This is a genomic window from Nocardiopsis sp. YSL2, assembly GCF_030555055.1.
GTDB lineage: Bacteria > Actinomycetota > Actinomycetes > Streptosporangiales > Streptosporangiaceae > Nocardiopsis.
In genome coordinates this window covers 5177902-5195635 of the sequence record NZ_JAMOAO010000001.1, presented here as the reverse complement: position 1 = coordinate 5195635, position 17734 = coordinate 5177902, and the positions used below count along the sequence as shown (strand labels likewise).

General features: G+C 74.4%; 18 protein-coding genes. 9 read left to right on the top strand and 9 right to left on the bottom strand.

Translation table 11 applies throughout. The annotated features are described in order from the left end of the window. Position 1 precedes the first annotated feature (1 nt). From M1P99_RS22925 to M1P99_RS22905, 5 genes are all read right to left on the bottom strand, one after another. Entirely contained in the window at positions 2 to 541 is a 540-nt protein-coding gene (locus M1P99_RS22925) for a DUF2752 domain-containing protein (protein WP_304454640.1), read from the bottom strand. A 239-nt stretch (positions 542 to 780) separates the two neighbouring features. Further along, positions 781 to 1656 carry a class I SAM-dependent methyltransferase gene (locus tag M1P99_RS22920; RefSeq protein ID WP_304454639.1) on the bottom strand — a complete coding sequence of 292 codons (876 nt, stop codon included), beginning with the start codon at positions 1654 to 1656 and terminating at the stop codon, positions 781 to 783. Positions 1657 to 1952: 296 nt separating this feature from the next. Continuing rightward, positions 1953 to 2918 (bottom strand): M48 family metalloprotease, encoded by a 966-nt coding sequence (locus M1P99_RS22915; RefSeq protein ID WP_304454638.1) that lies wholly within the window; start codon positions 2916 to 2918, stop codon positions 1953 to 1955. Next, complete coding sequence (locus M1P99_RS22910) at positions 2915 to 3301, bottom strand: BlaI/MecI/CopY family transcriptional regulator (protein WP_304454637.1); 387 nt, start codon at positions 3299 to 3301, stop codon at positions 2915 to 2917. The genes M1P99_RS22915 and M1P99_RS22910 overlap by 4 nt, the downstream gene beginning before the upstream one ends. 185 nt (positions 3302 to 3486) lie before the next feature. Beyond that, positions 3487 to 4494 carry a F510_1955 family glycosylhydrolase gene (locus tag M1P99_RS22905; protein ID WP_304454636.1) on the bottom strand — a complete coding sequence of 336 codons (1008 nt, stop codon included), beginning with the start codon at positions 4492 to 4494 and terminating at the stop codon, positions 3487 to 3489. A gap of 340 nt (positions 4495 to 4834) precedes the next feature. Between M1P99_RS22905 and M1P99_RS22900 the strand changes: the two genes are divergently transcribed. The 3 genes from M1P99_RS22900 to chrA all read left to right on the top strand — a co-directional run bounded on the left by M1P99_RS22900 (position 4835) and on the right by chrA (position 7578). Then, positions 4835 to 5515: a helix-turn-helix domain-containing protein gene (locus tag M1P99_RS22900; protein WP_304454635.1), complete on the top strand. Its 681-nt coding sequence runs from the start codon at positions 4835 to 4837 to the stop codon at positions 5513 to 5515. Further along, a complete protein-coding gene (locus M1P99_RS28680; protein ID WP_369696570.1) occupies positions 5512 to 6156 on the top strand; it encodes an arsenate reductase ArsC in 645 nt (214 codons plus the stop codon). The genes M1P99_RS22900 and M1P99_RS28680 overlap by 4 nt, the downstream gene beginning before the upstream one ends. 216 nt (positions 6157 to 6372) lie before the next feature. After that, the gene (chrA, locus tag M1P99_RS22890; protein WP_304455806.1) at positions 6373 to 7578 is read left to right on the top strand and encodes a chromate efflux transporter; all 1206 of its coding nucleotides are present in this window, start codon (positions 6373 to 6375) and stop codon (positions 7576 to 7578) included. Between the two features lie 7 nt (positions 7579 to 7585). Here the strand turns inward: chrA and M1P99_RS22885 are convergent, their stop codons facing one another. Together M1P99_RS22885 and M1P99_RS22880 are read right to left on the bottom strand one after the other, a co-directional pair. Next, complete coding sequence (locus M1P99_RS22885; RefSeq protein WP_304454634.1) at positions 7586 to 7894, bottom strand: PadR family transcriptional regulator; 309 nt, start codon at positions 7892 to 7894, stop codon at positions 7586 to 7588. Between the two features lie 212 nt (positions 7895 to 8106). Beyond that, on the bottom strand, positions 8107 to 9495 hold the full coding sequence (locus M1P99_RS22880; protein WP_304454633.1) for an NAD(P)/FAD-dependent oxidoreductase: 1389 nt from the start codon (positions 9493 to 9495) through the stop codon (positions 8107 to 8109). A 448-nt stretch (positions 9496 to 9943) separates the two neighbouring features. Here M1P99_RS22880 and M1P99_RS22875 point away from each other — a divergent pair, with 448 nt between their 5' ends. The 3 genes from M1P99_RS22875 to M1P99_RS22865 all read left to right on the top strand — a co-directional run bounded on the left by M1P99_RS22875 (position 9944) and on the right by M1P99_RS22865 (position 12811). After that, positions 9944 to 10165 (top strand): hypothetical protein, encoded by a 222-nt coding sequence (locus M1P99_RS22875; protein WP_304454632.1) that lies wholly within the window; start codon positions 9944 to 9946, stop codon positions 10163 to 10165. A 247-nt stretch (positions 10166 to 10412) separates the two neighbouring features. Beyond that, the gene (locus M1P99_RS22870) at positions 10413 to 10895 is read left to right on the top strand and encodes a metalloregulator ArsR/SmtB family transcription factor (protein WP_304454631.1); all 483 of its coding nucleotides are present in this window, start codon (positions 10413 to 10415) and stop codon (positions 10893 to 10895) included. Continuing rightward, positions 10895 to 12811, top strand: coding sequence for a heavy metal translocating P-type ATPase (locus M1P99_RS22865; RefSeq protein WP_304454630.1), 1917 nt, complete (start codon positions 10895 to 10897; stop codon positions 12809 to 12811). Before M1P99_RS22870 ends, M1P99_RS22865 begins: the two co-directional genes overlap by 1 nt. A 69-nt stretch (positions 12812 to 12880) precedes the next feature. On the opposite strand, the gene M1P99_RS22860 is transcribed toward M1P99_RS22865, so the two are convergent. Next, positions 12881 to 13447 (bottom strand): type I-E CRISPR-associated protein Cas6/Cse3/CasE, encoded by a 567-nt coding sequence (locus M1P99_RS22860; protein ID WP_304454629.1) that lies wholly within the window; start codon positions 13445 to 13447, stop codon positions 12881 to 12883. A 432-nt stretch (positions 13448 to 13879) separates the two neighbouring features. Here M1P99_RS22860 and ilvA point away from each other — a divergent pair, with 432 nt between their 5' ends. Beyond that, positions 13880 to 15145 carry a threonine ammonia-lyase IlvA gene (gene ilvA, locus M1P99_RS22855; RefSeq protein ID WP_304454628.1) on the top strand — a complete coding sequence of 422 codons (1266 nt, stop codon included), beginning with the start codon at positions 13880 to 13882 and terminating at the stop codon, positions 15143 to 15145. 296 nt (positions 15146 to 15441) lie between these two features. After that, complete coding sequence (locus M1P99_RS22850; protein WP_304454627.1) at positions 15442 to 15792, top strand: hypothetical protein; 351 nt, start codon at positions 15442 to 15444, stop codon at positions 15790 to 15792. Here M1P99_RS22850 and M1P99_RS22845 read toward each other — a convergent pair. Next, positions 15720 to 17150 (bottom strand): CoA transferase, encoded by a 1431-nt coding sequence (locus M1P99_RS22845; RefSeq protein ID WP_304454626.1) that lies wholly within the window; start codon positions 17148 to 17150, stop codon positions 15720 to 15722. The genes M1P99_RS22850 and M1P99_RS22845 overlap by 73 nt on opposite strands. Positions 17151 to 17359: 209 nt before the next feature. On the opposite strand from M1P99_RS22845, the gene M1P99_RS22840 reads away from it, so the two are divergent. Continuing rightward, the gene (locus M1P99_RS22840) at positions 17360 to 17713 is read left to right on the top strand and encodes a hypothetical protein (protein ID WP_304455805.1); all 354 of its coding nucleotides are present in this window, start codon (positions 17360 to 17362) and stop codon (positions 17711 to 17713) included. The last annotated feature ends 21 nt before the right edge of the window (positions 17714 to 17734 follow it).

Below are 17734 nucleotides of genomic sequence, written 5' to 3'. Positions count from 1 at the left end.
CTCAGCGGCGTGTGTTCGCGGCCGTCATCCGGCGGCGCCTGACGTTCAGCCAGACGAGCATCACCAGCACCGGCAGCGCGTTCAGCAGGGGACCCACCGGGGAGAACGAACCGGGCGGGGAGCTCAGCAGGTCGGCGTTCATCTGCTGCCGCACCGCCAGTACGCCGAAGAGCGTGCTGCCCACCGCGACGACCGTTTCCCACGAACGAACGCGGACGTTGATCCAGCGACCGGTCACCGCACCGAGCACGAATCTGACGATGGTGCCCGCCGCCCCGGCGACCAGGACGATCCCGAGCGGGTTGTACCGCCAGGACGTGGCGGGATCACCGCTCATGGCCGCCCACACCGAGCGGGTCCCGCCGCACAGGGGATCCATGATCCCGAGGTAGTGCAGCGGCCCGTGGACGTCGACCGGCGGCAGGCCGAAGACCGCCATCACGGCGCCCAGCACGAGCCCGCCCAGAGCGGTCCAGGTCAGCGGACGAAGGCGGTCGCGTCCCTCGACGCGGAACTCGATCGGCCGAAGCCATACGGGCATGGTCTCCCCCAGCTCCCTCGTGACCTCGTCCGGACCGGCGGGTCGTCGTCTCGTGGTGTGCGGTCAGGCGTTCCGGTGACCGCGTCCGGGCATCCTACCTAGGAAACTAAGGTCCTTAGGTATGAGTCATCCACCCGCACCGGATGCCCCTGCCCGTGGCCGGGCAGGGGCATCGCGGCGCCACCGACGGGGACCACGACGCCCCGGGCGCCCTCTCCCCTCCGCCACCCGGCCGGGGGTCAGCCGCGGCGCGCGGTGACGAGCCAGGCGGCGGATCCCACGCGCACACCGTCTGCGGTGCGGTGCGCGGCCAGGGCCTCGCGCAGTGAGTCGCGGGCCGCCGCCCGCTGCGCGGGCTCGACCTGGGACAGGAGGTTGCGCACCGGCCCCATGTCCTCGGCGAAGGCCATCGCGTCCGCGACGTCGGTTCCCAGGGTGACGGGCTCGTGAGCGGACTCGATCGCGATCCCCGTGAAGCCGGCCTCCTCCAGCAGGGGCCGGATCCGCCCCGGTTCGGCGAGGGAGTACGGCCCCGGGCCGTCGGTCCCCGGCGTCGGCGGCTCGACGAAACGGGCCAGGGCGGCGCGCAGCGTGAGGGACCATTCGATGCTCTGCGGCGGCTGCCAGCACAGGAAGGCCAGCCGCCCCCGAGGAGTCAGGGCCCGGGCGATGTTGGCGAACGCCGCGACGGGGTCGGCGAAGAACATGACGCCGAAACGACTGATCGCGGCGCCGAAGGCCGCACGCGGGAAGGGGTGGACCTGGGCGTCGGCCCGTTCGAAGCGCGTGTTGTCCAGTCCTTGGTCCTCGGCGCGCTGCCGTGCCTGCGCCAACAGGGGCCGCGAGAGGTCGACGCCCAGGGCCCCGGCGTCGCGGGCGGTCCGGGCCGCGGCGCACGTCGTCACTCCCGCACCGCAGCCGATGTCGAGCACCCGCTGGTCCGGCGAGATCTGCGCCGCTTCCAGCAGGCGCGGGGTGTATCGGGCCAGCATCGCGTCGTAGTGCTCGCGATGGGCCGCCCAGTGGCGGCCGTCGTCACCGTTCCACGCCTCGGACTGCTCGACATTGGCCACGGTTCGGACCGGCTCGTCCGGATCCGGAGTCGTGTGGGACATGGTGCGTTCTCCAATGCAACGACAGCGCTGTGCCCACGCGGCACACCGGATTCACCGGGGCCCGGGAGCGCGGCGAACCGGGTCGACACGAGGGGCGTCGGTGGCGCGTGGAACGCCCGGACGACCTCGACACGGACGACGGCCGCGCCGCCGGGCACGCACCGGCCCACTCCACGCATGGTAGGACGAGGCCTCCGCGATCACACGTGACCGCCCCCGCGAGGACGTGAACGAACGCGGGCACCCGTGGACGCGCGAGGCGAAGCGAGCGGGCCGTCTCCGTGCCCTCGGCGCCGTCAGGACGGGAGGCAGCAGTCCGCGACCGCCATGGCGAGCACGGGGACCGCCGCGACCGTGAACGGCAGGGCCGCGGCCGCCACCGCCGCGACGGCGCCGAGGGCCACCCACCGCGACTCGAGACCGGTCCGCCCGTCGATCAGGCGGCGCACCCGCCGTCCGTCGGCGGATCCGCTCGCGGCCAGGACCGCGTCGGGCGCCGGGGAACGCACGGGAGATCCGCCCCCCGCCAGGGCCAGCAGCGCTCCGGCGACCGTCAGCCGGTCCGTGGCCGAGGCGGCGGAGTCGTCGGCCGCCAGTTCGACCAGTCTGGCCGTCTCGGTCCGTGCGAGCGCGAACGCCCGGACGAAGGGGAAGGCGCGCTCCACACCGCGGGTGAGCGCGACCAGCAGGTGGTGGCGTCCGCGCAGGTGGGCCCGCTCGTGGGCCAGCACCGCGTCCAGCCCCGCCCCGTCCAGCGCGGCCAGGGCGGCACTGGTCAGTACGACATGGCCGCCCCGCCCCGGCAGGCAGTAGGCGGCCCTGGCGCCGTGGTCGAGGATCGTCGCGCCCAGGCGCTCGTCTCCGGTGCCGACCATGGCCAGGACCCGCAGGTGGTCGCGGCGTTCCCGCCGCGCCCGCGCCCACGCGGCGCCCACCCCGTAGGCGCACCGCCCGGCGATCACCACGGAGATGAGCAGTCCCGCGGTGGCGGCGAGCGCCCCGCCAGGGGTGGAGTAGACGGCGCGCAGCATCATCAGACACATCCGCAGCAGCTCAGCCGTGTCCGTGGCCAGAGGGATGACGGGCACGGCGACCGCCAGGCCCGCCAGGACCGCCGCCGACACGGTCGACACCGTCAGCGCCTGCCACAGGAGCAGGGCCAGGCGGGGAGCACGTTCCACCCAGGCGGCGCGGGCGAGCAGCGGCGCGAGCACCGTGGCGCCGACGACCGTGTGGACCGCCAGGACGAACGGCACGCTCACGTGCTCTCCCCTTCACGCTCGGCGTTCCTGGTCCGCGCCGCGGCCAGGCGCTCCGTCAGCTCGGCGAGCTCGTTCGGAGCCATGCCGTCCACGAAGCGGGCGAGCGCGGCGCCCCGGTCCGCGGTCTCGTCCAGGGCGTGGCGCATCAGACCGGCGACGTAGTCCTCGCGCGTGGCGGTGGCCCGGTAGCGGTAGGCGCGGCCGTCCAGGTCGCGTTCGAGCCAGCCCTTGCCGTGCAGGATGTTCATAACCGTCTGCACGGTCGTGAAGGCCGGGACCGGGTCACGGTCGAGCCGGTGGAGGACCTCGCGCACCAGCAGCGAGTCCCCCGCGCCCCACACCACTTCCATGATCGCGGCTTCCAGCTCACCGAACCGCTGCACGACGCCTGCCTCCGCTCACCGTTCCATGTCGATCTTCCGCTGTGGGTCTTCCTCGCGTACGACCTCCCCCGCAGCGTACCGGCGGCGCGGCTCCTCCCGGGCTGGGCCGGATGCGGGCTTCCCCGGTGCCTCACCGGATTCGGCCCCGAGCGGACCGGCCCCGCACGACGGGCGCGGCCGGGGTGTCAGTGCCGGCCGGCCACTCCGCCTTCGGCCAGCGGTTCCCAGGTCCGGCCCCCGTCCTGGCTGCGGTACACGCCCTCGCCGTAGGTCCCCGCGTACACCGTGTCGGGGTCCTCGGGGTGGATGGCCAGGTGGCCGACCATGTCCTCGCCCAGGGTCCAGCCGAGTCCGGTCCATTCGGAGCCGCCGTCGGTGCTCTCCATCAGCCCGCTCGCGGCCGTGTAGGCGAGCATCCGCTCGGGGTCGGCCGGGTCGACGTGCACGGCGCTCACCGGCCCCCGTTCCAGGACCGGTTCCCAGCTCTGACCGCCGTCGGTGCTGCGCAACAGCCCCGCCTGGGTGCCCGCCCACACCCCGTCGGGGTCGTCCGGATGCCCGGCCAGGGAGGTCGCTCCCTGGGCCTCCGCCAGAGCGGGCGCGTCCACCCGCTCCCAGGTATGCCCCTCGTCGGCGCTGCGGTACAGGGTGTCGAACCAGCCGTAGACGGCGTCTCCCCCGGCTCCGACGGTCATCGCGTGGAAGTCGACCTCGCCCTCCAGCGAGCGCACCTCCCAGGTGGCGCCGCCGTCCTCGCTGGCCATGAAACCGACCGGGTTGCTCAGCCCGCTGCCCGGCGCGGGGTGGCCGCTGGAGAAGAGCACGCCCTCGTCCGTGGGGTGCGCGGTGAAGCCCATGAAGTCGTGGAGCTCATCGCTCACCACGCGCCACTCCGCTTCCGGGTCGATGGCGACGAGCCCTTCGTGGGTCGCCAGGAGGGGATCGTCCGGCGCCCACGTCGGGATCGACAGGCCGTGGACGTGGGTGAACTCCTCCACTCCGGCCCCGTGCGCCGGCTCGTTCCTCGTGGTGACGAACCAGCCGGCAGCGGCGACGACCGCCAGCGCGGCGGCTCCGGCACCGCCCGCCCACAGCAGGCGCCGCCGCGTGCTCCGCCGCTGTTCCTCCTGTCGCCGCTGCTCGACGGCCTCGCGGCGTGCGCGTGCCCGGTCCTGCGTGCTCTTGCTTCCCATGGTTTCCCCGTGCTCGGTTCGAGGGGCCGGAGGCGAGCGGGGTCCGCCGTGCGCCGTGACCTCGGGGCTCTCCGCACTCGCGCCCGCACCTACACACCTAAGTTCCTTAGGCGTACTGCCGGAGCCAGCCTAGCCGGTCCCTCGACCCACTGTCATCAGCTTCGGAATCCGAGAGCGACGGCCGCGCCGACACACCTGCGCGCACTGAGCGTTCGGCGCCACCCGAGTGGGGCGGCCCCGTACGGCGCCGCCACCGCCATCGCGACCACCAGGGGAACAAACCCGGTCGAAGCGGTGAACACGCTTGCCCCGGCACATTCACTCAGCGAATAATGAGTCAATGAACACTGAGCTTTCGTGGGAGCGTCGGGCCGCGCTCCACGCCGCCCTGGCCGATCCCGCCCGCCTGGCCGTCACCGACGCCCTGTGCGCCGGGGATGCCTCGCCCTCGGAGCTGGGCGAGCGGTTGGGAATGCGCTCCAACCTCATCGCCCACCACCTGCGTGTGTTGGCCGAGGCCGGCGTCATCACCCGTGAACGTTCCGAGGCCGACCACCGGCGCGTCTACATCCGCCTACGGCCCGGGTGCTTCGACGCGCTGATCCCGTCCTTCCTGGTGCGCGCCCCACGCGTGGTGTTCGTGTGCACCCGCAACTCGGCCCGCTCACAACTGGCCGCCGCGCTGTGGCGGCACCACAGCGCCGTCCCCGCCGCCTCGGCCGGGACCCACCCCGGCGCAGGCGTGCACGCGAGGGCCGTCGCCACCGCCCGCCGCCACGGCCTGCGACTGGAGGCCGCCCGCACCGCTCACGTCGCGGACGTGCTGCGCCGCGACGACCTGGTGGTGGCGGTCTGCGACAACGCGCACGAGGAGCTGCCGCGTACCCGCGACCGGCTGCACTGGTCGGTCCCCGACCCCGTGCGCACCAGCACCGATGAGGCGTTCGAGGACGCCTTCGCCCAGATCAGCGACCGCGTCGAGCGGCTCGCGCCCGCAGTCCACCCGGAAGGAACGCCATGAGTACCCGGCCCCGACAGTTCACCGTCGACCAGCAGTACGCGTTGAAGGTCGCCTCCAGCCGGCTCGCAGAGGAGTTCGCGGGGGTCTTCAACACCGAGACCATCGAACGGTTCCTGCACTCCAGCCACGACCAGTTCGCGGACCGGGCCACCATCGCCCAGTTCCTGCCGCTGCTCGCCGAACGGTTCGCCCGGCAGCGGCTGGGCGCGCTGGCGCGGGTCGAGAACAGGGTGGAGGACGGGCGCCCCGGTGTGCTGTTCCTGTGCACGCACAACGCCGGACGCAGCCAGATGGCGATGGGATTCTTCCGGCACCTGGCCGGGGACCGCGCGATCGCGTGGTCGGGCGGATCCGAGCCGGGCCGGGAGGTCAATCCGTCCGCGGTGGAGGCGATGAAGGAGGTCGGCATCGACATCGCCACCGAGTTCCCCAAGCCCTGGACCGACGAGGTGGTCCGCGCCGCCGACGTCGTGGTGAGCATGGGCTGCGGGGACGCCTGCCCGATCTTCCCGGGCAAGCGCTACGAGGAGTGGACCCTGGACGACCCCGACGGCCAGGACCTGACCGCGGTACGGTCGATCCGCGACGAGGTCGAGGCACGCGTCCGCGCGCTTCTGGCGGAACTGGAGATCACCGTCTGAGCGCGGTCCGCGGCCACGCCCGGTGGCCTCGGAACCCGACCACCGGGGACCGCGCCGCCCGCACGCCCTCCGATATCGTCGGACGATATCGGAGGGCGTGACCGACGCTGGCTCTCCCGCTCGAAGGAGTCGGACTGTGGACAATCCCCTGGGTGCGGCGGCCGCGTGGCCGACCCTTCCCGACCGGGCCGCGGCGGGCGCGGGAACGGGGCGTCGGTGAGCGGCCGGGCCACGGGCGGGCACGGCACGGCCGGCGAGGTCTTCCGGGTCTTCCTGCTGCTGGGGCTGACCTCGTTCGGCGGGCCGGTCGCGCACCTGGGCTACTTCCGCGACGCCTTCGTGGTGCGGCGCCGCTGGCTCACGGAGGCCGCCTACGCCGATCTGGTGGCGCTCTGCCAGTTCCTGCCCGGCCCGGCCTCCAGCCAGGTCGGGATGGCCATCGGCCTGCGCCGCGCCGGGTACGCCGGGATGGCCGCCGCCTGGGTGGCCTTCACCCTCCCCTCGGCGGTCCTGCTGACGGCCTTCGCCCTGGGCGTGCGGGTCCTCGGTGCCGACCCTGGGACCGGATGGCTGCTCGGGCTCAAGGCCGCGGCGGTGGCGGTGGTGGCCCACGCCGTGGTGGGCATGGCCGGGAGTCTGGCCGCGGGCCGACGCCAGGCCACGATCGCGGTGGCCGCGCTGGTCCTGGTCCTGCTGCTGCCCTCGGCCGTGAGCCAGGTCGCGGCCATCGCCCTGGGCGCCCTGCTGGGCGTGGTCTGGCTGACGACCACGGCGCCCGCCGACGGGGACGCGGAGGCGCGCAGCGTCCCCGCGCGACGCGGGACCGCCGTCGCATGCCTGGCGGTGTTCGTCGTCCTGTCGGCGGGCCTGCCCGTCCTGGCCGCGCTGACCACCGATCCGGCCGTGGACATGGTGGACGGGTTCTACCGTGCCGGGTCACTGGTCTTCGGCGGCGGGCACGTGGTACTGCCGCTGCTGGAGGCCGAGGTCGTGGGCGGCGGTGCGGTGGACCAGGAGTCCTTCCTGGCCGGGTACGGGGCGGCGCAGGCCGTCCCGGGGCCTCTGTTCACCTTCGCCGCCTACCTGGGCGCGCTGATGCCCGTGGCGGGCAGTCCTGTGCTGGGCGCGGCCACCGCCCTGGGCGCCGTCTTCCTGCCCTCGGCACTGCTGGTCGTGGGGGTGCTGCCGTTCTGGGAGCGCCTGCGCGCCGACGCGCGCGCCCGGCGCGCGGTGGCCGGAGCAGGAGCGGCGGTGGTGGGGATCCTGGCCGCGGCCCTCTACGATCCGGTCTTCGTTCAGGGTGTGGTCTCACCTGGGACTATGGCCCTGGCCGCTGTGGCGTTCGTCGCCCTGTCGGTGTGGCGGGCACCCGCCTGGGCGGTGGTCGTGGCGGCCAGTGCGGTCGGGTTCTGGGCTCTGTGAGGCGCGTTCACCGGGGAATCCGGACGCCCAGCACTTCGCGGGCCAGCTCCGCCAGAGCCGCACGGTCCTGGGCCAAGACGCGCTCGCCCGCCCCGGTGACCCGGTAGACCCTGCGGACGCGCCCCTCCACCACCTGCTGCCGCGAGGTGAGCAGGCCCTCGGACTCCAGGCGGTGCAGCGTGGGATAGAGCGTGCCCGGGCTGATGTCGTAGCCGTGGGCGGCCAGCTCACGCATCATCCACGCCCCGTGGATCTCCTCCGCGGCGGCGTGGTGCAGGATGTGCAGCCGCACGGCCCCCCGGATGAAGTCGCGCATACCCCGCCTCCCCGAACCCGCTTCCGGACGCAGCCTATGTCACCAGGCCGATATCGGGCTCCGATACCGGACCGCGGACGCCACCGGGCCTCCGGTGGCGCGAACCGCCGGGCCCCCGACCACGCCTCCGAGCGGGCAGAGTACGTCGTCGGCTCGACGGTGTTCGTCCGCGACCGGTGCCGCGTACGCCTGCGCCGGGCCCTGTCCGTGTGTCACCCCGCGGACGACTCGGACAGGTCGTTCAGGGCGTCCTCGACCGCCCGGTGGAAGGTCGGGTAGGCGTAGATCATCGATCGCAGCCGCGCCACCGGGACGCGTTCGTGCACGGCCAGGGCCAGCATGCCCAGGACCTCTCCCCCGGACGGGCCGACGGCGGTCGCTCCCACGAGCACACCCGTGTCCGCGTCCTCCACGAGCTTGACCAGCCCCTCGTTGCCCGCCTTGTGGATCCAGCCCCGAGCGGACGAGGGCAGCCGCGCGGTACCGGTGCGCACCCGCAGGCCGTGTTCACGCGCCCGGGCCCCGGTGAGCCCCACCGACCCGACCTCGGGATCGGTGAAGGTCACCCGCGGCACCGCGTGGTACTCGGCGGTGGGCCCCTTCCCGCGCGTGAGGATGTCCTGGGCGGCGATGTTCGCCTGGTAGACGGACACGTGGGTGAAGGCGCCCTTGCCGGTGACGTCCCCCAACGCCCACACACCCGGGGCGGCGCGCATCCGCTCGTCCACCTCGATCGCACCGGCCGCGGGATCGAGACCGATCTCCGCCACGCCCAGGGACCGCAGGTCGGCGCGGCGGCCCGTGGCGACCAGGAGCCGCTCCGCCTCCACCGAACCGTCCTCGGTGTGGACGGTGAATCCGTGCGCGCCGTGGTCGACCCCGGTGATCCGCACTCCGGTGCGCACGTCCAGCCCCTCACCGCGCAGCACACCGGCGACCACGTCGCTCGCTTCGGGTTCCTCGGGCCCCAGCAGCCGTTCGAACGCCTCCAGTACCGTGACCCGGGTGCCGAAGCGGGCGAAGGCCTGGGCCAGTTCCAGTCCGATCGCGCCGCCCCCGATGACGCAGAGGGTCCCGGGCGCGTGCTCGGTGCTGACGGCCTCGCGGTTGGTCCAGTACGGAACGGCGTCCAGTCCCGGAATCGGTGGCGCGCTCGGCGCGGTCCCCGTCGCCAGCACCACGCCCACACGGGCGCTCAGGATCCTCTCCGTACCGTCATCGGTGCGTACGGCGACTGTGTCGGCGGAGACCAGGCGTCCGGTCCCGCGGACGAACCGCCCGCCCTGGTCGGTGAAGCGCTCGACCGCGATGGTGTCGTCCCAGTCCGTGGTGGCCTCCTCACGGATCCGCCGGGCCACCGGCGCGAAGTCAGGCTCCACGGTCGAGGTTCCCGCCAGGAGCGGAACACGCCGCGTCTCGGCCAGCGCGTCGGCCGCGCGCACCATCATCTTGCTGGGAATGCACCCCCAGTACGGGCACTCACCGCCGACCAGCGCGGCTTCCACCCCCACCACGTCCAGACCGTCTCCCGCCAGACGTCCGGCGAGTGCTTCACCGCCGGGCCCCATCCCGATCACCACGACATCGGCTGCCTCAGTCATCACGCACTCCTCTCGATCCCCCGTCGGCCCCGGCTCGCGCCGCCGGGTCGCTGCTGTCGTCCGCCGGCCCCTCCGCCCCGATCGCCACCCGGTCACCGCTCATGCCGGGGTTCCCAACCGGGTCGTGACCGCCCGCGGCACTCCGTAGGCGGCCACGGCGACCGCGCACGACGCCCACGATCCACCGACCACGCCGATCCGCGCCGTGGAGAGCCCGCCTCGGGATCACCAGTAACGCGCTCATCGACCGGTCTTCCCCGCACACTGTCAGCGACACGACATGTTCGTGCGGGCCCCTTCCTCCGGTCCCGCCCGCGGAAGGTGCCGCGCCGGGGGTGAGCCGACCGGTGCCCTCCTCGCACAGGGAATCGCCCTCATGGCGTTTTCGTCCCGCCCCCATCGGGAAGCCGACCAGGTGTGGCCCACGACGGACGCACAAGGAGGGATGATGGCCGACACCACCGAACAGGCGCTGCGTACTCGGGACGAGCACTACGACATGGTGAGCGTGCTGTACCACGTGCTCCAGGAGGGCGACACGATCGAGCGCTACATCCGCGACGCCAAGGACTCCGGCGACGAGGAACTCGTCGAGTTCTTCGAACAGGTCCAGAAGCAGGACCGCGAGCGCGCCGCACGCGCCAAGGAACTGATCAGGGCACGGCTGTAGGGGCCCGGTGCCCACGCGGCCGGGGAGGGGCGCCTTCACTCCTCCCCGGCCGTCGTCGTACCGGGAGGAGAGGACCACCGGGCGAAGGCGGAAGCGGATACGGCGGCTCGGGGGCGGGTCCACGGGCGGCCGGGGGGGACCGCGTCCGGATTTCGGAGCGGCCCCCCGCGCTTGGCCCCGGACGCCGCAGCGGCATCCGGGTGGGAGACGGGTTGCCCGCCCCTGGCGCGATGTCTACTATCTGCGTATGAACGCAGATAGTAAGAGATGTGGGCTCGACGAGAACAGCCCCTACGTCGAGTACGCGGTGGAGATCCTGACCCTGCTCGCCGACGCCACCCGGGTCCGCATCATCCTCGCCCTGCGCGGCGGGGAGCTCTCCGTCAACGAGCTCGCCGAACGCCTCGACAAGCCCGGGCCCTCGGTGTCCCAGCACCTGGCCAAGCTCCGGATGGGCCGGGTCGTGGCGTGTCGGCGGGAGGGCAACCGGATGTACTACAGCCTGGCCAACGAGCATGCCCGCCAGCTGGTCGCCGACGCCGTCTACCAGGCCGAGCACGCCCTGGAGGTCGAACCCGCCCACCACCGCGCCCGGGTCGCGCCGGACAGGGGGGCCGGCGCCTCCACCGGGGGTGCCGCTGGACGGCCCCCGGGCTGCGCGGGCGGCGACACCGCGGACGAGGCCACCGCACCCGCCGACGGCACCGCGCGCACCGAGGGCGACGCCTGATGAGCCCCTCCGCCACCGCCCCCGCCCGCGCACCCTCCCCTCGCGGCGCGGTGCGACCGCCCTCCCTGCTCCGGACCGGCCTGCGCCTGGCCGAGGTGCGCTGGGCCCTGGCCGCGCTACTGCTGTTCCTCGCGGGCTGGACCGCCCAACTGCTCGGCGCGCCCGCATGGCTCTGGTGGGCCCTGTTCCTCGCCTGCTACGCCACGGGCGGCTGGGAACCCGCCCTCACCGGACTGCGCGCCGCACGGGAGCGCGCCCTGGACGTGGACCTGCTGATGATCGTGGCCGCGATCGCCGCCGCCGCCATCGGCCAGGTCTTCGACGGGGCCCTGCTCATCGTCATCTTCGCCACGTCCGGCGCCCTGGAGGCCGTGGTCACCCAGCGCACGGCCGACTCCGTCAGTGCGCTGCTCACCCTGGCCCCCGAGCGCGCCGTCCGACTGCGCACCTCCCCCGGCGGTGAGCACGAGGAGACCGTCGACACCGGCGAACTCCAGGTGGACGACACGATCCTGGTCCGCCCGGGCGAACGCGTGGGCGCCGACGGCACGGTCCTGGACGGCCGCAGCGAGGTCGACCAGCAGGCCATCACCGGGGAGTCGGTCCCGATCCCCCGCGGCGAGGGCGACGAGGTGCTCTCGGGCACCATCAACGGCACCGGGGCCCTGCGCGTGCGCGTGGACCGCCCGGCCGGGGAGTCGGTGATCGCGCGCATCGTGACGCTGGTGGAGGAGGCCTCGGCCACCAAGGCCGAGACCCAGCTGTTCATCGAGCGCGTCGAACAGCGCTACTCCGTCCTCGTGGTCGCGGCCACCCTGCTCGTCCTGGCCGTCCCCCTCCTGCTGGGCGCGGACTTCGAGGCCGCGCTGCTGCGCGCCATCGTGTTCATGATCGTGGCCTCCCCCTGCGCGGTGGTGCTGTCGACCATGCCGCCCCTGCTGGCCGCCATCGCCAACGCCGGTCGCCACGGTGTGCTGGTCAAGTCGGCCACCGTGATGGAACAGATCGGCCGGACCGACGTGGTGGCCTTCGACAAGACCGGCACCCTGACGCGGGGCGAGCCCCGGGTGACCGAGGTGGTCCCCGAACCGGGCCGGACCGCGGCGGAGGTCCTGGGGCTGGCCGCGGCCGTGGAGCGCTACAGCGAGCATCCGCTGGCCGACGCCATCCGCGCCCGCGCCGACGAGGACGGTGTCGACCGGCTCGTGGCACGGGACTTCGCTTCCCTGCCCGGGGTCGGGGTGAGCGCGAACGTGGACGGTGCCCGCGTCCGGGTCGAACGGGCCCCCACGGAACCGGGCGGACCGGCGAGCACGCGGGTCGTCGTCTCCGTGGACGGGCGGACGACGGGGCGGATCGTCCTCGCCGACGCCCTGCGCGCGGAGGCCGCCCGGACGGTGGCGGAGGTCGGCGCGCTCACCGGCGGGCCGGTCCACCTGCTCACCGGGGACAACCCGGCCACCGCGGCCGGCATCGCCCGGGCCACGGGCATCACCCGCGTGCGCGCCGACCTGCTGCCCCAGGACAAGGCCGCGGCGGTCAAGGAGATGGAGGACGCGGGCAGCCGGGTCCTCCTGGTGGGCGACGGGGTCAACGACGCGCCCGCGATGGCGGCCGCGACCACCGGTGTGGCCATGGGCCGGCGCGGTTCGGACCTGGCGCTGGACACCGCCGACGCCATCATCGTGCGCGACGACCTGTCGACCCTGCCCCGGTTGACCGCGCTGTCCCGGCGGGCGCGCCGGTTCGTGGTCGCCAACCTGTGCGTGGCGGGAACGTTCATCGCGGTGCTGGTGACCTGGGACCTGGTCGGCACCCTGCCGCTGGCCCTGGCGGTGGCCGGGCACGAGGGCTCGACGGTCGTCGTGGCCCTCAACGGGCTGCGCCTGCTGCGCGCACGCGCCTGGGAGCGGTGACCGGCGGCAGGGGCCTCCGGACCGCCCGAAGGGCCGGTGCGGGCCGCGCGGCCGGGGCCGGACCCGCGCCTACTCCGCTGCCAGCGGGGCGGTGAGGAGCAGGCCGGCTCCGGTGGCCGTGCCGGCTCCGATGCCGGACAGGCACAGCTCCTGCAGGGCGTCGCTGTCGCGCACCTCGGCCGTCCCGGTGAAGTGGTACCGGGCGGGCCGGCCGCCCAGGTGCTTCCACTTCGCCGAGGTCACGGCCACGGCGTCGCCGAACTTGCCGTCCAGCCAGTCCTCGAACTCCTCCTCCGGCAGGGGGACGCGCTTGCCGCGCGGGCGCGCGTCCCCCTCGGCGGACTCCGGTGCGCGCTGACCCGTGGGCGCGGAGATGAGCTCCCACCGGATCGTCTCGCCCTCGGGGTGGCGCGGCATCGGGTGGATCGTGGCGGCGACCGCGCCGGGGACCTTGCCCCAGGCGGGAGCGGTGTCGGAGCTGACCACCAGTGTGGCGGGCGAGGTGCGCGCCCACAGGACGCGGGCGTCGGACGCGGGGTCGGGGTCGACCGCCCTGCGTACGGCCTTCCCCATGGCCGCCCACTGTTCCATGCCGGCGCTGCGCTTGGGGTCGAGCTTGATACGGGCCAGGTACAAGGAGTTCCTCTCCGGGGCGCGTCCGCCTGAGCGGGGCCCTGTGTTCGTTCACGGGCCGGAGGGGAGGCCCTCCGCCCGAGCTGGAGTTCTCACTGTACGAGGCACCGGCCCGTGGTCCGTCAGAAGGAGACGCCTCCCCGCACGTCGTCCGGCCTACGCCCGGCGGGCCGCGTGTGCTCGGCGGGCCCGTTCCTGGTGGCGGCCGCGCCACGATCCGTGGCCGGGCACGACCGGACCCCTCGGCGGCGCTGTACGGTGGCGACAGGCCCGTTTCCCGCCGCGTCCCGCGCGGCGGCGCAGACGACCCGCCCCACGTGAGGGGGCGGGGTGCCCGGCGGTCCCGCCCGGCACCGGCCGTGGCCGCAGAAGGCGTCGGCCGCCTCCGCGCGTCTCGCGAGGCCCCACCGCACCACCAGCCAGGAGACCGAGTCCGTGACGACACGTCCAGTTCCGACCCCGGTGACCGCCGCCCATGTGGCCGAGGCGGCCCAGAGGCTCGCCGGAGTCCTGGCGCCGACGCCCCTGCAGCGCAACGAGCGCCTGTCCGAGCGGTACGGGCTCGACGTGTGGTTCAAACGCGAGGACCAGACCCCGGTGCGGTCCTACAAGGTGCGCGGAGCCTACAACGTCATCAGCGCGCTCCCAGCCGAGCAGCGCGAGCGCGGTGTGGTCTGCGCGAGCGCGGGCAACCACGCCCAGGGGGTGGCCTTCGCGTGCGCCGCCCTCGGTGTCGCGGCCCGCGTGTACCTTCCGCGGACCACGCCGCGGCAGAAGCGCGAACGCGTGGCACGCCTGGGCGGACACCGCGTCGAGGTGGTCTCGCACGGCGACACCTACGACGAGGCGGCCGCGGCCGCACGCGAGTACGCGGCCGAGAGCGGTACGACCCTGATCCCCGCGTTCGACGACCCGCGCACGATCGCCGGCCAGGGGACCGTCGTCCGGGAGGCCGTCGACCAGCTCGGGCGCGCCCCCGACGCCGTGGTGGTGCCGGTCGGCGGCGGCGGCCTCCTGGCCGGGACGCTCACCTGGCTCCGGGAGGAGCACCCCGGCGTCGTGGTCATCGGCGCGGAGCCGCAGGGCGCCGCGAGCATGGCGCTGGCGCTGGACCACGGGCGCCCGGTCCCGCTGGAGGAGGTCGACCCGTTCGTGGACGGTGCCGCCGTCCGGTTGGTCGGGGAGCACACCTTCGCGGTCGCCGACCGGTGCCGCCCCCGGCTGGTCGCCGTCCCCGAGGGGAGGATCTGCGTGGAGATGCTCGACCTGTACCAGAGCGACGGGATCATCAGCGAGCCCGCGGGCGCGCTGGCCCCCGCCGCGCTCGGCCCCGCTCTGGGCCTGCCCGACGGCGCGACCGTCGTGTGCCTGCTCTCCGGAGGCAACAACGACGTCAGCCGGTACGCCGACATCGTCGAGCGGGCACTGCTGTTCGAGGACCGCAAGCACTACTTCCTCGTCGAGTTCCCGCAGGAGCCGGGCGCGCTGCGCCGCTTCCTCGACGACGTGCTGGGGCCGGACGACGACATCACACTGTTCGAGTACGTCAAGCGCAGCAACCGCGAGACGGGGCCGGCCCTGGTCGGCGTCGAACTGGGCGCGCCGGAGGACCTGGAGCCGCTGCTCAAGCGGATGGCGTCGGCCCCGCACCGGATCGAACGGGTCTCCCCGGACAGCCCCCTGTTCAGCTTCCTGCTGTGAGCGCGGGCCGACTCCGCGCGGCGCTTCCCATTGCTCCCCCACGAGCGAGACCGGACAGGCCCGCAGGCCAGGGCAGGCTCCCCGGAGGCGCACGCCGAGCGCCTGCCCGCCGCCCGGAACCGCCCGGTCGACCGCCACCCCGTGCTCCGCATGGTCATGGAGCGCGACGGGCGCCGGCGGGTCCTGACCGAGGCGGACCGTGCGCACGGCACCGACCCCGCTCCCACGCATCCGGTCGGGCACCGGGCCGGGCTGCCCAGGCGGGCGAGCCCGACTGCGAGCACGTCGCCAGTGCCGTGGACTCCACCGGCGCCGAGCTGTGGATCGAGAGATGCGACCCCTACGCCGTCCGGGCCGGAGGCGAGGACCTCGCGCCCGGCGCCACGACCGCGCTCCGCGAGGCGGGCCAGGGCATGTACCTGTCGGGGGCGACCGTGGCCGCCTACACCGGGGACGGTGGTCCGGCCGACCCCACAGGTGTCCTACATGTGGACGGCGTCCTTCTCATCGAACGGTCCGGTATCGGACCGGCGGAACCGGGGGCGACCAGTCCGCGGCCGGGCTCACCTGGCCGCTACGACCAGACGGCGGGGTCGGTGCCCCAGCGGGTGGGAGGGGCGGTCCAGTCGCCGGGAGCGCCGTCGTAGTGGACCGGTGGGAGCGCGTGGCGGAGCAGGCCGTAGGGGGAGGGGGTCTCGGTCAGCCAGTCGGCGGCGTCATAGGTGCCGCTCCCGGCGGGCCGGGGACCGATGCCGTGCAGCAGCCAGTCGGCGGTCCCGGCCAGCGAGAACCGCAGGAGGCGGCCCCGGCCGTCGGCCTGTCGGTCGGTGAGCGCCCGCAGGACCCCCGCGGCCAGGAGGTAGCCGGTGCCGTGGTCCAGGGCCTGGGCCGGAAGGGCGCCCGGCCGGGCCGCGGGGTCCGAGGGGTCCGCCTCGATCGCCGCGACACCACGGGCCGCCTGGACGAGGCTGTCGAATCCCCTGCGCCCGGACCAGGAGCCGGACCACCCCCAGGCGCACAGCTGGGCGACGACCAGACCGGGCCGGCGGGAGACCAGCGCCTCGGGCGCCAGACCGCACCGGTCGAGTGCACCGGGCCGGTACCCGGTCACGACCACGTCGGCCGCGTCGAGCAGGTCCGCGAAGGCGTGCCGCCCCTCGGCGGAGTCCAGGTCCACCAGGGTGGAGCGCTTGCCGAACCCGGTGTCGACGTGGCTGTCGGGGTCCTCCGGCAGGCCCGGCGGGTCCACGCGCAGCACGTCCGCCCCCAGCAGGGCGAGGGTGCGGGTGGCGACCGGTCCGGCGATGACCCGGGTCAGGTCCAGGACGCGGACACCGGCGGCGGGCAGCGGGGCCGGCGGCAACCGCCGCTCCCCGGCGCTTCCGATCTCGGCGACCTCGGCCAGGGGCAGGCCGTGCGCAGTGGACCCCTGGCCGGCCCCGCGTTCGGGCGCGGGCGCCACGGCCACGGCCAGGCCGCCGGCCGCGTGGACCCTCTCCTGGACCTCCTGTGCGCCGAGCTCGGCGATCCGTTCGGTGAGGCGTCCGACCAGCACCGCCCCCCGGTCGTCCTTCCGCCCGGACCCGGCACCGCCGCGCACACCACCGGTGTCGATGCCCAGCGCGGCCAGCAGCCGGGCGCGGTGGTGGGGGTAGTTCGCGTGGGTGCGCACCCAGCCGTCGGCGGCCTTCCAGAAGCCCGACAGGGGCGCGAAGGGGGTCGGCGCGCGGCCGTCCACCAGCAGGTGCCGCTCACTGACGAACGCGGTGGCCACGGCCCCCTCGTCCACCCTCGCGCCGGGGACCGGCCCCCCGTTGCGCCCGGCCAGCAGCTCGGCCGCGGCGAGTGAGCACGCCCCGACCGTCGCGCGAGCCAGCTCACGCACCGGCAGCACGGCGGGGAGCACCTCCCCCGCACTCCGGTAGGAGACCTTCGCGGTCAGGTCCGGGGACCCGCCGATCGCTGTCCACGCCCGGGTTGTCGTCGCATCGGGTTCGCTCGCCATGGCCCCATCCTCCCCTCCTCCCCCACGGGACGGGAAGGGACGGAGATCGTCGTCGGCGTCACAGTCGCCGCCCGCGCGGCCGGGCTGGTCCTGACCGTCCCAGGAGGGGCGCGCCCTCCCTCGTTGATCACCCTGCGCACGCGCCCCTTACCGTGCGCTTATCCCGTGTGGATAGGAAGGAGCCACACCTACGGAGTGAGTTGAGAGCAATGTTGGACGACGTGATCGAGTGGTTCAAGGGGATCTTCGGCGGCGCGGCCGAGGAAGCGACCCAAGGGGTGTCCGAGACCCTGCAGGACGGCGGTCTGGACACCGCGCAGGAGACCGCCCAGTCCTTCGGCGAGGACACCTTCGGCGGTGCGGCCGAGGCGGCGCAGGGCTACGGCGAGCAGGCCCTCGGCGGGGCCGCGGAGGCCGCGCAGGGCTATGGCGAGGACGCTGTCGGCGGCGCCGCCGAGAGCGTCCAGGGCTTCCAGGAGCAGGCCGATGCGGTCGGCGGCGTGGTCGAGGACCCGGGGGGCGCCGCGACCGACGCCGCCCGCGACCGGTTCGGCAACGGCTGACCCGCCGGGCGCCCCCACGGC